This is a genomic window from Aquimarina acroporae (assembly GCF_023195925.1).
Taxonomy (GTDB): Bacteria; Bacteroidota; Bacteroidia; order Flavobacteriales; family Flavobacteriaceae; genus Aquimarina; species Aquimarina acroporae.
Window position 1 is genome coordinate 220,174 of record NZ_JALPRE010000009.1, and the last position, 16,536, is coordinate 236,709.

Annotated in this window: 20 protein-coding genes; 2 read left to right on the forward strand and 18 right to left on the reverse strand. The window is 33.8% G+C overall.

Features of this window, described 5'->3' with window-relative positions; translation table 11 throughout:
* Positions 1 to 49 precede the first annotated feature (49 nt).
* From M0D21_RS14800 to M0D21_RS14835, 8 genes are all read right to left on the reverse strand, one after another.
* Positions 50 to 1,063 (reverse strand): transporter, encoded by a 1,014-nt coding sequence (locus tag M0D21_RS14800; protein WP_248330865.1) that lies wholly within the window; start codon positions 1,061 to 1,063, stop codon positions 50 to 52.
* A gap of 149 nt (positions 1,064 to 1,212) precedes the next feature.
* Complete coding sequence (locus M0D21_RS14805) at positions 1,213 to 1,545, reverse strand: hypothetical protein (RefSeq protein ID WP_248330867.1); 333 nt, start codon at positions 1,543 to 1,545, stop codon at positions 1,213 to 1,215.
* 141 nt (positions 1,546 to 1,686) lie between these two features.
* Complete coding sequence (locus tag M0D21_RS14810; RefSeq protein ID WP_248330869.1) at positions 1,687 to 2,622, reverse strand: TolB-like translocation protein; 936 nt, start codon at positions 2,620 to 2,622, stop codon at positions 1,687 to 1,689.
* A gap of 79 nt (positions 2,623 to 2,701) precedes the next feature.
* Positions 2,702 to 3,154, reverse strand: coding sequence for a GNAT family N-acetyltransferase (locus M0D21_RS14815; protein WP_248330871.1), 453 nt, complete (start codon positions 3,152 to 3,154; stop codon positions 2,702 to 2,704).
* A 12-nt stretch (positions 3,155 to 3,166) separates the two neighbouring features.
* Positions 3,167 to 3,694: a hypothetical protein gene (locus M0D21_RS14820; RefSeq protein ID WP_248330873.1), complete on the reverse strand. Its 528-nt coding sequence runs from the start codon at positions 3,692 to 3,694 to the stop codon at positions 3,167 to 3,169.
* 16 nt (positions 3,695 to 3,710) lie between these two features.
* On the reverse strand, positions 3,711 to 4,070 hold the full coding sequence (locus M0D21_RS14825) for a VOC family protein (RefSeq protein WP_248330875.1): 360 nt from the start codon (positions 4,068 to 4,070) through the stop codon (positions 3,711 to 3,713).
* 15 nt (positions 4,071 to 4,085) lie between these two features.
* Positions 4,086 to 4,898 (reverse strand): anti-sigma factor, encoded by an 813-nt coding sequence (locus M0D21_RS14830; protein ID WP_248330877.1) that lies wholly within the window; start codon positions 4,896 to 4,898, stop codon positions 4,086 to 4,088.
* Positions 4,871 to 5,425 carry an RNA polymerase sigma factor gene (locus M0D21_RS14835; protein ID WP_248330879.1) on the reverse strand — a complete coding sequence of 185 codons (555 nt, stop codon included), beginning with the start codon at positions 5,423 to 5,425 and terminating at the stop codon, positions 4,871 to 4,873. The genes M0D21_RS14830 and M0D21_RS14835 overlap by 28 nt, the downstream gene beginning before the upstream one ends.
* 121 nt (positions 5,426 to 5,546) lie before the next feature.
* Here M0D21_RS14835 and M0D21_RS14840 point away from each other — a divergent pair, with 121 nt between their 5' ends.
* Complete coding sequence (locus tag M0D21_RS14840) at positions 5,547 to 6,065, forward strand: fasciclin domain-containing protein (RefSeq protein WP_248330881.1); 519 nt, start codon at positions 5,547 to 5,549, stop codon at positions 6,063 to 6,065.
* A 95-nt stretch (positions 6,066 to 6,160) separates the two neighbouring features.
* Here the strand turns inward: M0D21_RS14840 and M0D21_RS14845 are convergent, their stop codons facing one another.
* From M0D21_RS14845 to M0D21_RS14865, 5 genes are all read right to left on the reverse strand, one after another.
* Entirely contained in the window at positions 6,161 to 6,784 is a 624-nt protein-coding gene (locus tag M0D21_RS14845; RefSeq protein WP_248330883.1) for a trimeric intracellular cation channel family protein, read from the reverse strand.
* A gap of 50 nt (positions 6,785 to 6,834) precedes the next feature.
* Positions 6,835 to 7,158 (reverse strand): YdhR family protein, encoded by a 324-nt coding sequence (locus tag M0D21_RS14850; RefSeq protein ID WP_248330885.1) that lies wholly within the window; start codon positions 7,156 to 7,158, stop codon positions 6,835 to 6,837.
* A 29-nt stretch (positions 7,159 to 7,187) separates the two neighbouring features.
* The gene (locus M0D21_RS14855) at positions 7,188 to 7,613 is read right to left on the reverse strand and encodes a hypothetical protein (protein WP_248330887.1); all 426 of its coding nucleotides are present in this window, start codon (positions 7,611 to 7,613) and stop codon (positions 7,188 to 7,190) included.
* 76 nt (positions 7,614 to 7,689) lie between these two features.
* Positions 7,690 to 8,466, reverse strand: coding sequence for a sterol desaturase family protein (locus M0D21_RS14860; RefSeq protein WP_248330889.1), 777 nt, complete (start codon positions 8,464 to 8,466; stop codon positions 7,690 to 7,692).
* A gap of 239 nt (positions 8,467 to 8,705) precedes the next feature.
* Positions 8,706 to 10,412, reverse strand: a complete 1,707-nt coding sequence (locus M0D21_RS14865) for a tetratricopeptide repeat protein (RefSeq protein ID WP_248330891.1) — start codon at positions 10,410 to 10,412, stop codon at positions 8,706 to 8,708.
* A gap of 160 nt (positions 10,413 to 10,572) precedes the next feature.
* Here M0D21_RS14865 and trxB point away from each other — a divergent pair, with 160 nt between their 5' ends.
* Positions 10,573 to 11,541: a thioredoxin-disulfide reductase gene (gene trxB / locus M0D21_RS14870; protein WP_248330894.1), complete on the forward strand. Its 969-nt coding sequence runs from the start codon at positions 10,573 to 10,575 to the stop codon at positions 11,539 to 11,541.
* 60 nt (positions 11,542 to 11,601) lie between these two features.
* Here the strand turns inward: trxB and M0D21_RS14875 are convergent, their stop codons facing one another.
* The 5 genes from M0D21_RS14875 to M0D21_RS14895 all read right to left on the reverse strand — a co-directional run bounded on the left by M0D21_RS14875 (position 11,602) and on the right by M0D21_RS14895 (position 16,496).
* Positions 11,602 to 12,462 (reverse strand): GIN domain-containing protein, encoded by an 861-nt coding sequence (locus M0D21_RS14875; RefSeq protein WP_248330896.1) that lies wholly within the window; start codon positions 12,460 to 12,462, stop codon positions 11,602 to 11,604.
* A 182-nt stretch (positions 12,463 to 12,644) separates the two neighbouring features.
* Complete coding sequence (locus tag M0D21_RS14880) at positions 12,645 to 13,442, reverse strand: nuclear transport factor 2 family protein (protein WP_248330898.1); 798 nt, start codon at positions 13,440 to 13,442, stop codon at positions 12,645 to 12,647.
* Positions 13,443 to 13,636: 194 nt separating this feature from the next.
* The gene (locus M0D21_RS14885) at positions 13,637 to 14,356 is read right to left on the reverse strand and encodes a head GIN domain-containing protein (RefSeq protein WP_248330900.1); all 720 of its coding nucleotides are present in this window, start codon (positions 14,354 to 14,356) and stop codon (positions 13,637 to 13,639) included.
* Positions 14,357 to 14,401: 45 nt separating this feature from the next.
* A complete protein-coding gene (locus tag M0D21_RS14890; protein ID WP_248330902.1) occupies positions 14,402 to 16,159 on the reverse strand; it encodes a PspC domain-containing protein in 1,758 nt (585 codons plus the stop codon).
* 1 nt (position 16,160) lies between these two features.
* Entirely contained in the window at positions 16,161 to 16,496 is a 336-nt protein-coding gene (locus M0D21_RS14895; protein WP_248330904.1) for a PadR family transcriptional regulator, read from the reverse strand.
* Between the last annotated feature and the right edge of the window lie 40 nt (positions 16,497 to 16,536).

Below are 16,536 nucleotides of genomic sequence, written 5' to 3' on the forward strand. Positions count from 1 at the left end.
ATAGACCTCTATACTAGGCTATTCAATGTTTTTAAGTTATTTTTTTCTATTAAAGCGCATATTGCAGCCCTAGTGTGATGGTTTCTTTATTACGAAGTTGTACACCATTCATATTCTGAAAAACAGGCAGAGCAGCTTCTGCTCCCAATCGTAAGTTTTTAAAACTTCCCTTAAAGACATACAAGTTGAAACCGATACCCGCATTGGCATAGGTCATTCCTGAATTTGAAGTGTCTGCTGTAATTACCATCATTGGATTCAAGGCTGGGTTAACTCCCTCTATTTTATCAATAGCACCCAACTCGAATCGTCCAGATACACTCAACCAATCTGTTGCTTTAATAGCAAGCCAATTGTTAAGGCTGTATTTGTTCCCTAGACGATATTCATTATCATTCTCTCCAATTCGCAATGTTGTTCTTGCTTGAGTACCAAAAGAAAAAGTGTTCCATTGTTTTAAATAAGTGAGTGCCAATTCTGGATCCCAGGTTCCACTTCCGATTTGCATTGGGTAGGGAAGAATTACTTCGTTAGGTGAAGATGCTGGTGTGACATCCATTTCATCTATACTTCCGGTAGGAATTGAAATACCTATCTGCCCATGTAGTTGTTGTTTGTTTTTATTGAAGAACTTATACATTGCAGATACTTTGGTATCACCAAACCCCGAAGATTCTGTGGTAAACTGACCTCCCATAGCGGTAATATGATCCATTTCTGAACTTAAGTAGTTCACCATTACCATAAGGGTAACTTTATCACTTGGTGCGTACATTGCCCCTAGCATATGCATATTCATGGGCATTTGAGTAGGAGTAACCATATAGATATCGTTGGGTATTAGTGCATTAGAAAATTCGACATTTTCACTACCTCGATTTAGGTCTTCCATGTTCATAAACATATATCGATAGGAAAACATAACTTCTCCTTTTCCATGTGTGTGATCTCCCATTACAGAAATAGGAGCATGACCATCTGGTCTTGATCCAGACCATTTATCTTCTTGTGCAGATACAAGTTGAGTTATCCCAATACATAGGATATAAATATATTTTTTCATGATATATTATTAATTGTGAGATTATCCTGTTGCGTTAAAAATTGCAGAGGACATAATCATCTTTTTACGTTAAAAGATTTGATGTTTTTAAACAGCAAAGGTGACAAGCATAAAAACACCTATTCAATGCTGAATTAAATTATTCGATATCAGGAAAGGAAGTCCTCGGGAGGATGATCTATATCTTTTGGGAAATTTTCTAAATAAAGCGGTATTGTTGTCCAATTTTTATCCTGTTCTACAGCATAAGAGTTGGTACTTTTTATTTGTATACTTTGATCTTGAAAGAAAAGTGGTATAAATGCTTCTGTAATAATAATGGTGTCTGTTTTCTCTTTTGAAGGTTGCTTTTTAGCCTTCATTTGACTCATTAAATAGCATTTACCATTACAGTTTAGACTGGGGCGCTCTTTATTCACACAGTACTTTTCAACAATGTAATCGATATTTAATTGATAATACATTATTGTACTAATTTCCATCGCAGGTCGTATCGCAAAAGTTAAAAAAAGTACTATGGAGAAAACAACTCTCATTTAGGGATTCTAAATTTCGCGCAAAAATACGAATTAGAATCATCCTTTATTCATAAAAAGTAGATAACTTACTGTTAAAATAGTACGTTATTGCAATTTTATCGACGTACTGTAAATTCTACTAAGTCCGTTCTGGTAAGAATTCATAATATTTAAAATCTCTTTTAGGCTTTTTGATTTTGTCGTATCTGGTTGAATAGCAGTTCGTCTACTTGTAAAATACAAGGTATTTGTTTTTATATCATAAAATGGGCAATAATCCATTTTATCAGAATTAATTTCATTTGACAAATTTTTGGCAGTAGACCAATTACCTCCTTCGTTTTTGTATGAAACATAAAGATCACCACTCCCTAAACCATCTTTCCGTTTATAACCGCCAAAAAGGAGAAAAGATTCGTCTGGAGCGATATAAGAATTATATTCATAACCTACAGAGTTAATCGCTTCGCTAAGTGATTTTGGTTGGTTATATTTTCCATTTTTCCATTCACTCATGAATATGTCATCCTTTCCTTTGGAGGTAGCGGCGGTACTGGTGAAGTATAAATTTCCATTTTTTGCTATGGAAGGATAAAATTCATCACCTTCGGTATTAATTGGAGCTCCCAGGTTTTTAGGCTCAGACCAATTTGAAGTTAACGAGCTTCGTTCGACATACCAGATATCATGATTTTTCTTTTCTGAAGACGAAAATGTATTGGGTCTGTCAGAAACAAAAAATAGACGTAACCCGTCTGGAGAGAACATAGCTTCTAAATCCCTGTATTGACCAGAAAATGAAGCTACTTGAGGAGAAGACCACTGGCCATCTTTTTTTGCTACTTTCACTATGGTCGACAACTCCCCAGAATACCCTTGTGCAGTAAAATAAATCTCATCTTGAGAAGGGGATAAAGTAAAATCTCTTACTGTTGGAATTTGAGAAATAATTTCGGGAATAACAGGAGTAACAGTAGTATTTTGTTGGCTGTAAAATACCTGAAACGTTAAAACGAATAATAATACTATAATTCTAAGCATGCTTGCTTTTTTGATTGATTGTAAAGAAATATAGATATAATTCGCTTAATCGATTATTAAGGTTATTATAAAATTAAGACTAGAGGTGTAGTTTCATTCCTTCATGTGAGTCTACAAAACCCAGATTTTTGTAAAATAGGATTGCTTTTAGACGTTCTTTATTTGAAGTGAGCTGAAGCACATGCGCTCCTTTTTGTTGCGCTCGGTTTATAGCCCATTCAAACATTTGTTTACCAATTCCTTTACCACGTTGGTCTTTTCTGATACGAACTGCTTCAATTTGAGCTCTCACACCACCCTGGTAGGTGAGGTATTGCAAGAATGACAGCTGAAACGTACCCAAAATTTCTTGGTCATCATTCTCAACTACAATTAACTCTTGATTAGGATCAGAATCGATTGCATCAAAAGCATCTAAATAGGTCTGGGGTAATGGGTTAGAATATTTCTCCCTTTTTGCTCCCAAATCATCATCGGCCAACATTTTTACAACATCCGATATATCCTTTTTTGTGGCCTTCCTGAAGTGCATAATTTTTTGAAGTTATTGTTTTGGTAAGTACTGCTCAGGAATTGGATTCGTTTCGGTTTCAGGAGTCCAATAGATATTAATGACCCACCATCTTTTTCCATCGTTTAATAGTTGAATGCTGTTAATACCTCTCATAAAAGGTTTGGTGTCGGTCTTGCTTTTAAAAGATTCATAGGTACTAAAAACCTGCGTGATATTACCAAAAGTATTTGTTTCCCTGTGAATTTCTTTTTCATAAAAACCATTCTCGAATAACCATTTTCCCGAGGTAGCAATATAATCTTCGGGAGACATGTATTTTACTTCAAAGTTCCCTTTTTTGTTTTTGACCGAAGGAATTAATTTAGCTTCTGGTTTAAATAAATACCTAAACAGTTCCCAGTCACGTTCTTCTCCTTTTTCACCAGAAATAACTCCATATAGCGTTTCGAGAGTACTGTCTAACGATTGTACTTTCGCTAAATATTTTTCTGAGTTTTCTTGTGCTAACAATGTAACATTCAGAAACATCAAGACTATGATTAATTCTATTTTTTTCATGGTTATTTTGTTTTAGTTAAACAACATCTTGAACAAAAAAGATGGCGTTATTGTTTAAATCATAAAATCCAAATTCATGGGTGTTCCAAGGTGTGTGTCGTCTCAGTTTGTCTTTGGGTACGGTACCTCGATTTACAAAATCCTCAAAAATTGGTTGAATATCTTCTACAAATATTTTGATTACAGAACCGCCTAATAATGGATCATCTTCGGTGTCGGCATGCCATTGAAGATGAATCGTAAGATTATCTTTTCTAATTCCTGCATACATATGATCTCCAAACAAAAATGTAAATCCTGTTTTCTCTTCATACCATGCAATATCTCTTTTAATATCTAAAGAAGGAAGAACAGGTATGATAACAGCAGGCTTCATATACGAGAATTACTATCAAAGAAGGACATTAGAAATTAATCGTTCTACGGTAGGGTGATCGTTCCCACCTTTAGGTTCTATGGTTATGTTTATAGATTCTGCATCATCTATATATTTCATGACGATCATATTTTGATCTGCAGGAATAACCCCCATATCAATCATTTCTCCATTTACATCTGCCCACATTTGATAGGATTCATCATCATTTAATTTGGCCAGGCCTTGCGAATTAAGAATCACCTTTTTTTCTTCATGATTAACATAAGTAATTGCCGAAGAGTTTGGCGAGATTTCATTCCCTTTTAAAACAAGTTGAATGGTATTTGAGTTGTTTATAGCAGTATACCATTTATTGGTTTCATTGAAATTGTTTTCCAACAAATCTATTCGATCTTTAAGATCATCGGTTTGGTCTTGTACCAGTTTAAGCTGTTGTTGCGAATTTTGCCACTGTAAATAAAACCATAACGAACTTACCATAAATAAAATAGAAAGTCCTGCCGCTACAGCTAAATATGTGGGTAATTTGGTGCTTTTTTTAATAGGGATTACATTATCTTTTGCCTCATTAGACGAGCCAGAGATGGATTGTATAATGTTCTCTTTAATAAAAGTAGGAGGGGTAACGGCATTTTCAAAAGCCATTTTTTCAAAATCATCTTCTATGGTGCCAAAATATTCTCTCAATTCATGATCCTCTTTAAGCAGATTTTCAACTTCGATACGTTGATCATCAGAGAGTTCACCAAGCAGATATTGCTCTAATATTCCCGTTTCTTTTATCGTATTCCTATCCATCATATCATCATTTCTAAAATTAACCATAAAATCAGAAGTTCTTTGTGATATACTTCTCTAAGTTTTTTTAAAGCCTGCTTAATATAAGATTTAAATGTTCCAAGAGGTACATCCATTTCCTGATGTGCTTCCCGATGAGTAAGGCCATTAAAATAAACTAGCTCAAGTGCTTTTTGATGATGAGGTTCAAGTTGCTTCAAAGAACCATTAATTTCAAATACGTCTATTTGCGGTTCTGTCTCGCTTTTACTTTCATATACACTTAAATCTTCATTTTGGATGAGTTTTGTTGAATTGCGTAACGAATTTAACGTTTGGTTTTTGGCAATTCTATAGGCCCAGGTAAAAAATTTAGCTTTCGAAGGATCATATGTATCTGCTTTTTCCCAGATCTTCATAAATACTTCTTGTAAGATATCTTGAGCCTTAATTTCATTTTTGCAAATACGAAGAATTACTCCATACAGAGCGCCAGAATAAAGATCATAAATCTTTGAAAGCGCATGGCTGTCTTTGTTCTGTAATCTTTTAATGAGTTCTAAATCGTCTTGCATTTTATGACTTGTGATTATTCAAATTTAAAAAAAAATGAACCAACCTCATCCAAACCTATCAAACTTGTGTATATGATAATGAAAAGCGCGCAAAAAAAGTTTAATTATTAAAATAAATATCATGAAAAAGTCAATTTTCGTTATCTCAACTCTTGTTTTATTTTTTATTGTTCAAACCGTATCTGCACAAAAAACCAAAAAAGATATTGTTGATGTAGCAGTTTCGGTAGATGATTTTTCTACATTGGTTACTGCTTTAAAAGCTGCTGATTTGGTGGGAGCATTAAAAGGAGAAGGACCATTTACGGTATTTGCACCTACCAATGATGCTTTTGGGAAGATCGATTCTAAAACTCTTAATTCTCTTTTAGAACCGGCAAATAAAGAAAAATTAACCGCTATCCTAACGTATCACGTTGTATCAGGAAAAATTGCAGCTACAGATGTGGTTAATGCATTGAAAAAAGGAAACGGTAAGACCGAACTTACTACCCTTAATGGAGCTAAATTTAAAGTGATAAAGAAAGATGGTAAAATTTGGTTAAAAGATCAGAAAGGAAATTATAGTCAGATAGTAAAAACTGATGTGATGGCTAAAAATGGTGTTATTCATATCATTAGTGATGTGGTAATGCCTTAAATATAGCTTATTGGTGAATGAAGAAAGCGTCTCATATTATTTGTGGCGCTTTTTCTGTACCAAAACCTTCTCATAAATTTTGTGAACTAACATAATTATTTATCAGTATTATTAGTAACCGTAAATAGAGGCAATGAAACTTTGTACCATACTACTAATAATCTTATGGTGATGATAAATAAAGTAGTAGAAGTATATATGATGTTTTGATTCACATCTAAGCTATATAATATCATAAAACATATTCCCCCTGCAATGGAGGCTGTAGCATAAATTTCTTTTCTGAAAATTACCGGAATTTCATTGCATAGAATGTCTCTAATAACGCCTCCAAAACAACCTGTCATGGCGCCTAAAGCTATAGATACTATTGGTGCTAATCCGGCATTGATTCCTGTTTCTACACCAATAATGGTAAATATTCCCAAACCAATAGTATCGAAAAGGAAAAGAGATTTTTTTAGGTAATCTAATTTATTTCTGAAGATGATAGATAAGATAGTAATACCACCTATAAGATAAATATTTAAAGTGTTTTGCATCCAGGAAACAGGTGTGTTACCAATAAGAATATCTCTTACTGTTCCTCCTCCGATAGAGGTAACAAAAGCGATAATAAAAATACCGAAGAGATCAAGCTTTCGATTCATCGCACTTAAGGCACCAGATATGGCAAAAGCTGCCGTACCCAAAATATCTAATGTGTCAAAAAATGTCATCCCATATATTTTGGTATTAAAAGTAGAATATCTAATTGGGATTATGATCTTTACTTCGAAATTTTTATATGTTTTCCTTTAATTTCGAGATGGATCATACCCGTTTCCATTTTGAGGGTGTCGGGAATAATACCATATTTTAATCCGATTCCATTAAGGAAAAAATACCTAAGGTAACTTCTGGCCAATTTTAGATTCTTGAACAAATATGTACCTCCAACAATTTTGGTTTCAGGATTGAAGTAATAGTACTTTATGATTAAGCCGTTTACATCTGTTAATTCATTTATGTTTTTTTGCGAAATCTCCTGTAACGATTCAAATGATAATGAAGATTTAAATTGCACATTGACAATGACTGTTTCTGACGACATGAAGGTGTTAAGGGCTTTTGATTATGGGTTTATTTTTTGCAGATTTGTGGTTTTGAAGAAATTTTTACCGATATATAGGTAGAAATACATGTAATAAAAAGCGCGTTAACTTTTATGAGTATAATACCTGTACTTTGGGTGGATAGATTACTTCTTATAGCGAATAATGAGATGATTAAAATAGCAGATGAAAGTATGTTCAATAAGATATTGATCAGATCTTTTGATAATAGGCTGTTGAGGTCTGGCTGCATAATGTCTTTGGCAAACAAAAGCATGTTTATAATGATATAAAGCAACGTCATATTGTATATTTCCAAATACAATAATGGTGTAAGGGCAGATTCTTTTCCCAGAGTTACAGAATATAATAGTGCGCTGTAAGCAATTGCACTTATTAGTGATCGTGATACTAGGAACTTTTGGTGAATGGTATGTAATACACTTTTTTTCATTTTTGAGGTTTTTATTAAAAGCTGCCTCAGCTCTTAATAATATCAATAGCTGAGACAACATTTACAAAATCAACTTCTAATGTTTTTCTTTACTTATGTCTTTAAATAGCAGCATATCTTTAATTTTACTAGATCCTCCTATATAGAATCCAGTTTCATGACTGTATTTTTTGGGATTATGAAAAGTGCCAAAAATGATATCGATTAAAGGAAGATCAGAATAATTGTTAGAATGTATTCCCTTGGCGTGATGATAAGCGTGAGCTTCTGGCCTTTGTATAACATATCCTAACCAACTAGGTGTTTTAATGTTGCTGTGTTGGAATATGGCTAAGAAAGTAGTCCCCAGTATAATAAGCGTAGTTGCCTGTGGGGTAAATCCTGCGATAAGTACTAAACAAAAACTGCCTAGAAAAGTAAAACCAATCATATCCATCGGACTGAAATAAAAGGCGCCGAAACTGTCAATTCTTTCTGCACTATGATGCATTTGATGAAAGACTTTCCATAAGGTATCACTTTTATGGATCGTTCTGTGCCATAAATATAATCCTGTCTCATAAATTAATACACCAACAACTACTCCCCAAAAAGTGCCTAGTCCTGTAAGATCGAAAATCTGATATTTGGCTAAATATCCATCCCATAGTAGGGGAAAGTAAGAGGATAGATAGAAGAAAATAATAAATGCTATTATTCCTTTTAATTTCCAATACTTTATGCTTGGTAATTTACGAGCGGGAGCAAGTGCTTCCCATATCATTAGTGTCCCATACATACCCAGAACTATTAAAGATATAGGGTCTAGTACTAGTTCTAAGGGAGTTGGTAATGTGTTTAAAATCTCTTTCATTTTCACTCTTGGTTTAAAATGTTATACTTTATTTGTTTTCAGAGACAAAAGTATTTTGAGAGAGATCTTTTTGAAAAGAAACTGGGTATACCTATGGTGAGCAGTATTTTATTTAAAGTAGACCAGAGAAAGTTAAGTGTTAATTGAAAGTAGATTTAAGGTAGACAATGCTTTTTAAGGTGTTGCAAGCAAGTGTTTTACGAGTTTTGGGTTTTTAAGATGAGTAACTCATAGAAGACTTAAAAAAATGATTGTTTAGATTCCAATTCTAGTAAATATGAGAAAATTTCTTGATCTGGAGACAATTCTAATTTTTTACGAAGCCTATATCGAGCAGTTTTTGCACTTTCTGGTGATATACCTAAAATACTAGCGGTTTCTTTAATGTTTAAATTGAGGCGTGTTAATGAGCAAACTTTTAAATCATTGGCACTTAGATCGGGGTGTTTTTCCTTCAGTTTTGAATAAAATCCAACATGAACTTCTTCGAAAAATCTTTTAAAATCTTCCCAATCTTTATTAATATTTAGATTTAATTTAATGGTTTTTTGAAGCTCGTTAATAAGCTTTTCTTTCTCTTTTGGAGTAGCTTTTTTTGCTTTAGCAACCAAGTGATGAAGCTGTTGCAACAATTCGTTTTTTTGCACAAAATTTATGGCATAGGAGGTAAGTTCTTTGTTTTTGTACGTAAGTTGTTGTTTTAATTCTTGTTGTTTTAATGAGGCATTTTCAGCAGTTTGTTTTGCTTGATCTGCTTTGGCTTGTAATAATTCGTTACTTTTTTCTAATAACTCTCGATTTTTAGTTGATCGTTGTCGAAACGTTTTGAGTAAAAAGAATCCACTGGTGATAAGAATGCATATCCCCAACAGTAAGCTCCATTTAATCAGTGCATCTGATTTTTCTTTTTCCTTTAAGAATAGTAACTCTTGATTTTGTTTTTCGAGTTCATTTTCAAATTCTAAATAGGCAATTTGTTTCGATTTTTCAGTATTAAATACTGAGTCCTTCAAAGCAATGTATTGATCATAAAAAGAAAGCGCTCCTACATAATCATTTTGTTGTTTTCTTAACTCTTTTAATTCCTCATAGGCCAATAATTCATATTTTTTTAGGTTGCTTACTTTGGCTCTTTTGAGACCAAGTTCTAAATGAATACTGGCAGCTTCTACGTTATTTTCTAAGCGTAATAATTTACCGTATTGTATGAGATTTGCGGTCATTCCATCTTTATCATCTACTTGTCTTCCTGTTGCTATGGACCGTTCTATATGATATTTGGCCTGGGCAAATTCTTTTTTTTCAGTGTAAAGAATACCTAGGCGGTTATGTGCTTCGGCAATACCATAGATGAAATTGTTCTGATTGTGTAGTTCAATTGCGTCATTGATATAGATATGGGCATCATCCCAAAGGCCTTTTTCTATATAAACTGTTCCTATTTTGGTAAAAGTAGTAGCAATACGACTGGTAAGGTTCAAAGCGGTAAAATAATCTATAGCAAGATTATAATTTTGGAGAGCTTCATCATATTCTCGAAGATCTGCATAGACCATGCCTATATTTAGAACGGTATTCCCAATACCCTCTTTATTATTAATTCTTGTAAATTCTTGATTTGATTTTATAAGATATTTGAGCGCATTATTCGTATTACCTTGAGCCCAGTAGGCCACACCAATAACTCGATTTGAATTGGCTATACCCAGAGGATATTTTAGTTCTTCTGACAAATTAAGTGCTTTTTGGCCAAATGATATCGATTGGTTTGCATCGGTGATCCAGTATTCAAAACCAATAGAATTTAGCAGTTTTACATGAGTGGTGTCTTTAAGTTTGTGTTGCCTGAGTATATTTTTGAGGCTATCTGCTTTTTTATTTTGTGAATAAATAGTACCAACGAATAAGGTGATGGTAAATACAAAAATAATATGCGGTACTCTCATTTTTAATCTATTGTCTCACAAATATATGGTTGTAATAGGTTAATTAATCGAGATTTAGTAATTATTTAAGATGTCTATATGTTGATAACAATTCTTAATAACTTTAATGTAAGGTTTATAATCAAATTGCTACTTTTACATCAGATAAAACGAAATGAATATGTCTGATACAATAGAAAGAATCAAATGCCTTATCATAGGCTCGGGGCCTGCAGGATATACTGCAGCGATATATGCTTCAAGAGCAGATCTTAAACCTGTAATGTATACAGGTATGGAACCAGGTGGGCAATTAACTACTACTACCGAGGTTGATAATTTTCCTGGATATCCAGAAGGGATAGACGGACCAACGATGATGGTGCAATTGCAGCAGCAAGCCGAGCGTTTCGGAACCGAAGTGCGAATAGGAATGGTAACTGCTGTAGAGTTTAGTAAAGCAGTAGGAGGAATCCATAAAGTAACTGTTGATAATTCGAAAGAAATTGAGGCAGAGACTGTAATTATTTCTACTGGAGCAACTGCAAAATACCTTGGATTACCTAGTGAACAAAAATTAAGAGGTGGTGGGGTTTCTGCTTGTGCGGTTTGTGATGGTTTCTTCTATAAAGGACAAGATGTTGCTATTGTTGGAGGAGGAGATACTGCTGCAGAAGAAGCTACATATCTTGCAAATATTTGTTCTAGTGTTACCATGTTAGTGCGTAAGGATCAAATGAGAGCTTCAAAGGCCATGCAACATAGAGTAAATAATACACCAAATTTGAAAGTAATGTATAATACCGAAGTAGATGAGGTATTAGGAGATCAAGTGGTTGATGGACTTCGAATGGTTAATAATCAAACTGGAGAAAAAACAGAGATCGATATTACTGGTTTGTTTATCGCTATTGGGCACACCCCAAATACTCAGATTTTCAAAGGGCAAATTGATATGGACGAGACAGGTTATATCATCACTGAAGGAAAATCTACAGAAACGAACATTCCAGGTGTATTTGCTTCTGGAGATGTACAAGATAAAGAATATAGACAAGCTGTTACTGCAGCGGGAACTGGTTGTATGGCGGCTCTGGATGCAGAACGCTATTTGGCAGCAGTCGAAACCAATGAAGAAGTTTCTGCTTAACTAGTAGCTAACATACTTATAAATAAAAAAGCCTCTTAATAGATTAAGAGGCTTTTTTATTTAATTTAATCGCAGTTTGCTAGGAACATAATCGATCTCTTTCTTATAAAGTGAAGCTTCATTGGTAAAGACCTCTACATTGATTTTAGGTTCTCCCAGTAAAAAGACTTCAGATTTATCTCTCACCTCCATAGTAATTTCCTCATTTGTGAGTATGTAGCAATCACTTGAGTTTTCAGCAATCAATATTGTTTTTGCGGCATTTAATTTTTGACCATAAAAGTCGGAATCATTATCGGCTCTAACCCGCATAGACTGTGCTTCTCCTTCAATTTCTACTGAAGCTTTTTGATATAAATCTACATTTAAGTTTTCTGTAGTAATAATTCCTTTCATTTCAGAGTTTTCATTGATCTGATATGTTACTTCTGTTGCATTTACATGCAATTCTGCACTTGCCTTCCCATTGGTTGTACAACTCACTTTATTTGTTTCGGTGGTGAGAAATACTTCAGCGTTATCATTGACTTCAACAGTAAGCTCAGAACCGGTAATAGGCGATAGAGACTTTGCGTTTACCTTGTCGTAAAGCATAATTCTTTTTAATTCAGATCCGTAGGATATATCAAGATTTAAAGCTTTTGCACGGCGCAGATCTTTGTCAGAGTAAATTTTTAAAACACTGTCTACTACTTCTATCTTGATAACTTCCTGTAGATTACTGTCTGCTTCTATTTTTACCTGGCTATCACTACTCTCCTCAAAGGTAACTTCAAAACTTTCATAGATTTCAATAGTATGAAAACCATCAACATTATGTTCTTCGGTACTTACAATCTTGTTCCCTTTTATTTTTTCTTTTTGTCCATAAGCATTTCCTAGTAGTAACAAGGATGCGATTACGAGTAGCGACCTTTTCATATTTATGTGAATTTATAATTTACAAATAGGTTATAGTGTTCTCAGCGATATAAAATACATCGAAAGTACAAATATAACTAGACTATATATTAAATGTTGTGTTGCATCACATAAGTAATAAACAAAGTCTGTACCAAGAATAAGTTTATTGAATGAAGAGATAAATCAATATAATTAAGGTTTTATAATTTTGTAGCTTCCTCTACTACTTTGCCTTTTTCGCGCACTATAAGCTTAAGAATCTTATTATTTGAACCTTTTATAAACTCGAAAGTAAGTGGGTTTTCTTTATTAAAAAACATGTTTTCGGTTTCGGGAAAGATTATAGCTTCCATTTTTCCGGCATTAACTTTAAGTGCATTATTTGCAATGGAAATTTGCACAAGACCCGTTTGTGGAGCTTGATATTTTCCGACATAGTTTTTTAGAATCTCCAGAGATAACGAAATTGTTGTTTTATCGGTGTTTTGTGGAGCAGGTTGATGATCATAACTTAAGACACGAGTCATTTTCCATTCATTATTTTGTTGTTGCCATACATGAGTAAATTTGGCAATTTCAGTAGGAACTTCTTTTGCTTCATTTTCCGTGATGTAAAACATGTGTTCACCAGTAATAATTGCTCCATAGTTATTTAAAGGGTATACATTTATACTGCCTTTTACGGCTTCTCGCCGTATCCTTATATTTTTATTTCCACACAATCCGTTTGATACAAGTTCCATCATCTTCGTGAGGCCAGAGGTCAATCCTCCTTTATCATGATAAAATTCGAAATCCTGAACAAAAAAGGAACTAAAAGCTTGTAGATTACAACTATTATAAGCATCCCAAAACTGTTGATCTAGGGTTAAAATTACGGTATTGAGGTCGTTATTTTTATTATTGTTCGTAGTAGTTTGCGAGCTAATTTGGTTAATAGATAGAACCATTATAATAATGGCCGCAATAGTTGTGCGTGAGGTGAATTGTAAATTCATGATGATGTTTTTTGATTGATGAGAGATACTCCTAATTGCACAGAAGAAATTTTGATTTAAAATAGGAGTGGATCGATGATGAAAAAAACTGCCCGAAAAAAAGTATCTAACATGAACTACTTATTTTCAACAATGGGTATTTTCGGGCAGTTGTGATTTTGGTTGGTTAAATGATTGGTTAGGTTGTTACGTTTTTAGTGCCTTCTTATATTACCTCCAGAATTATCCACTTCTGAAACTTTTTCTGGTTTACCGTAGTATACTACATTGGCACCGCTAGTTGCTCTACCAGTAAACTCATTTTCTGCATGTATTCTTATATTGGCTCCACTACTTGCTTTTGCTTCAGTAACCAAACTCAATAGATCTTCGGCACGAATATTTGCTCCACTAGAAGCACTAGCAGTATGATTATTTACTTTTCCTTCAAGATTTATAAAAGCGCCACTTGAGACAGAAGAATTAAGCGTTTGTGCTTTTATCTTAAGCGATATATCTGCGCCGCTAGTCGCACTTAAGGCTATGTCTTTTTGCACTATTTCGTCATTAGAAGAAATACTTGCTCCACTAGTGACTTGAATTGTATTGATCTTGCTGTAAGATACATATACATTCTTTTGATCTGCAGAATATATGTTTTGATCTGAAGTAATGTGTAGTGCATTGTTTTTTACATATACTTCGATGTGTTCATGGAGATTTTCATTAGCTTCAACGACAACTTTTTTGTCTTGACTTTCTATAAGTATTACATCTAATCCTCTACTTGCTTTAACCGCATCAAAGTTATCTGTAATAGTGCGTTCTTTCTTAACTACATCTCCTTGTCCTTTAATACCGTTAAAGACCATATTGCAGGAACAACATGCAAGAGATAAACAAAAAGTGACTAAAATTTTGGCTAGTGTGGTCATAACTATACGTTTTAATGAATTGAATTGTTTGTTTTTTGATTGATATTAGAATTGATCATCGGTTTTAATTTCTATTCCGTCCTCGTCTATTTTTACTTTTACTGGTTCGTTGTTTAATTGTACTCCATCTTCGTCAATTTTGAGATTGAAATTTTGATCATCAGAATTGATGTTGATATTCACCTTATCCTCATCGTCAGAATCCTCATACTCCCAGTCATTTTCATCTTCTGGACAGTCTTCACATACAAACTCTCCATTAACAAGTTGAAGATAATGCTCTTCTTTTCCATCTATGGTAACATAATCATCATATTTCCAAGAGTTGTTGAATCCGGAAGTATTGTCATCGGCATATAAGGTGATTCCTTCGGGCAATGTTAAAATTACTTGAACTTCCTGATCTCTATACTTGCTAGCATAATCTGTTATGGCATATCCATTTAGTAAAAGGGTATTGCCCTCTATCTCATATGCATATTTTAAATCTTCGGCTCTTTGAGAAGCTTCTTCGTAAGACCTTCCTTCGGCTTTCTTTTCAATAACAATACTAGCAACACTATCTGTTTTTGATGGTTTCAGATATAGTTCGATGTCTTGAATAACAATTACCTTATTACCTTGATCATCTCTTTTTATCTGATAGTTATTTCTATGACGTAAATAGTTCACATATCGACTGTTTCCTTGCATTTTGATTGTAAGTGTATCACTTTTTGTAAACGGTAATGTTTCTTCTTGAGTGATTACTTCTGCATCATATGCTTCCAAAGTAGCTTGGCGAATTCCAATTATTCCTAATCCTATTAGTGATATAATCCAAACACCGGTTAAACCAAGTTTTGCAGGTGTTCCAATTGATTTTAAGTTGTTTATCAAGATTTTTAATCCTAAAATGAATAAGAAGAAAAACGGTATACCTGCTGCAAAGAACGTAAGTAAAGATACTAACCATAATGGAGCTTCAGGATGGTTTCCAACTTCTAGATATTCGATCCAGGGAGTATCCATAAAACCAAAGGTTCCTAAGGTAAATAGACCAATGAATAAACTTATTAAAGTAACTCCAGCTGTGATAACAAGAATAACACCTACAAACTTTACAAAGATCTTTAGTAAAAAGAGAAAAACATCTCCGAGGGCATCAAAAAAAGTGGTAGAACTACTTTTTACTTTACTACTATATTTTTGATAATCTACATTCTTTACCGTATCGGTAACATTGTCGAATCCTTCTTTAATTTTTTTTTCGATGTTACTAATATTCACGGCTTCTCCTTTCATGGCTAGAAAGTCTGATGTCGTCTTAGCCTCGGGAACAAAAATCCAGAAAGCAACATATATTAGGATAAATGCTCCACTAGAGAAAATAGTAAATAATATCCATGCTAATCGAATCCAAATAGGGTCTACGGCTAAATAATGACCAAGTCCGGAGCTTACACCTCCTACATAAGAGTTGGTTGTATCTCGAAATAGCTGCTTTGCACTTTTTGGACGACTATAAGCTGCTTTAGGTTCATCTTCAAATATTTCTTCATCAAGCCTGTAATCTTCTGGTTGTCCCATAACCGCTATTACCTCTTCAACTTCCTTATTCCCGATTACTTGACGTTCATCTTTTATTTTTTCACTGAACAACTCTGCAATTCTTGCTTCGATATCGGCAATAATTTCATCTCTCCCTTGAGAATCGGTAAAGGAGCGACGTATGGCATCGAGATAACGTTGCAATTTCAGATAAGCATCTTCATCGATATGAAAAAATATACCTGCTAAATTTATATTGACTGTTTTATTCATTTTACTTCTTTTTTTGTTTGGTTACCAGATTTACAGCATTTTGTAATTCGTTCCAAGTGGTGTTTAATTCTTTTAGAAACAATTGGCCGGTTTCTGTGAGTCCATAATATTTACGTGGCGGCCCAGATGTAGATTCTTCCCAGCGATAGCTGAGTAATCCTGCATTTTTTAATCTGGTTAGTAAGGGATAAATGGTACCTTCTACCACAAGCATCTTAGCATCTTTAAGAGTCTCCAAAATTTCAGCTACATAAGCATCGTCGTCCTTAAGGATAGAAAGAATGCAATATTCCAGAACACCTTTGCGCATCTGCGCTTTTGTGTTTTCGATCTTCATAAAACTAATTTTTAAAAGTTAAACTGTTCATTTTTTGATT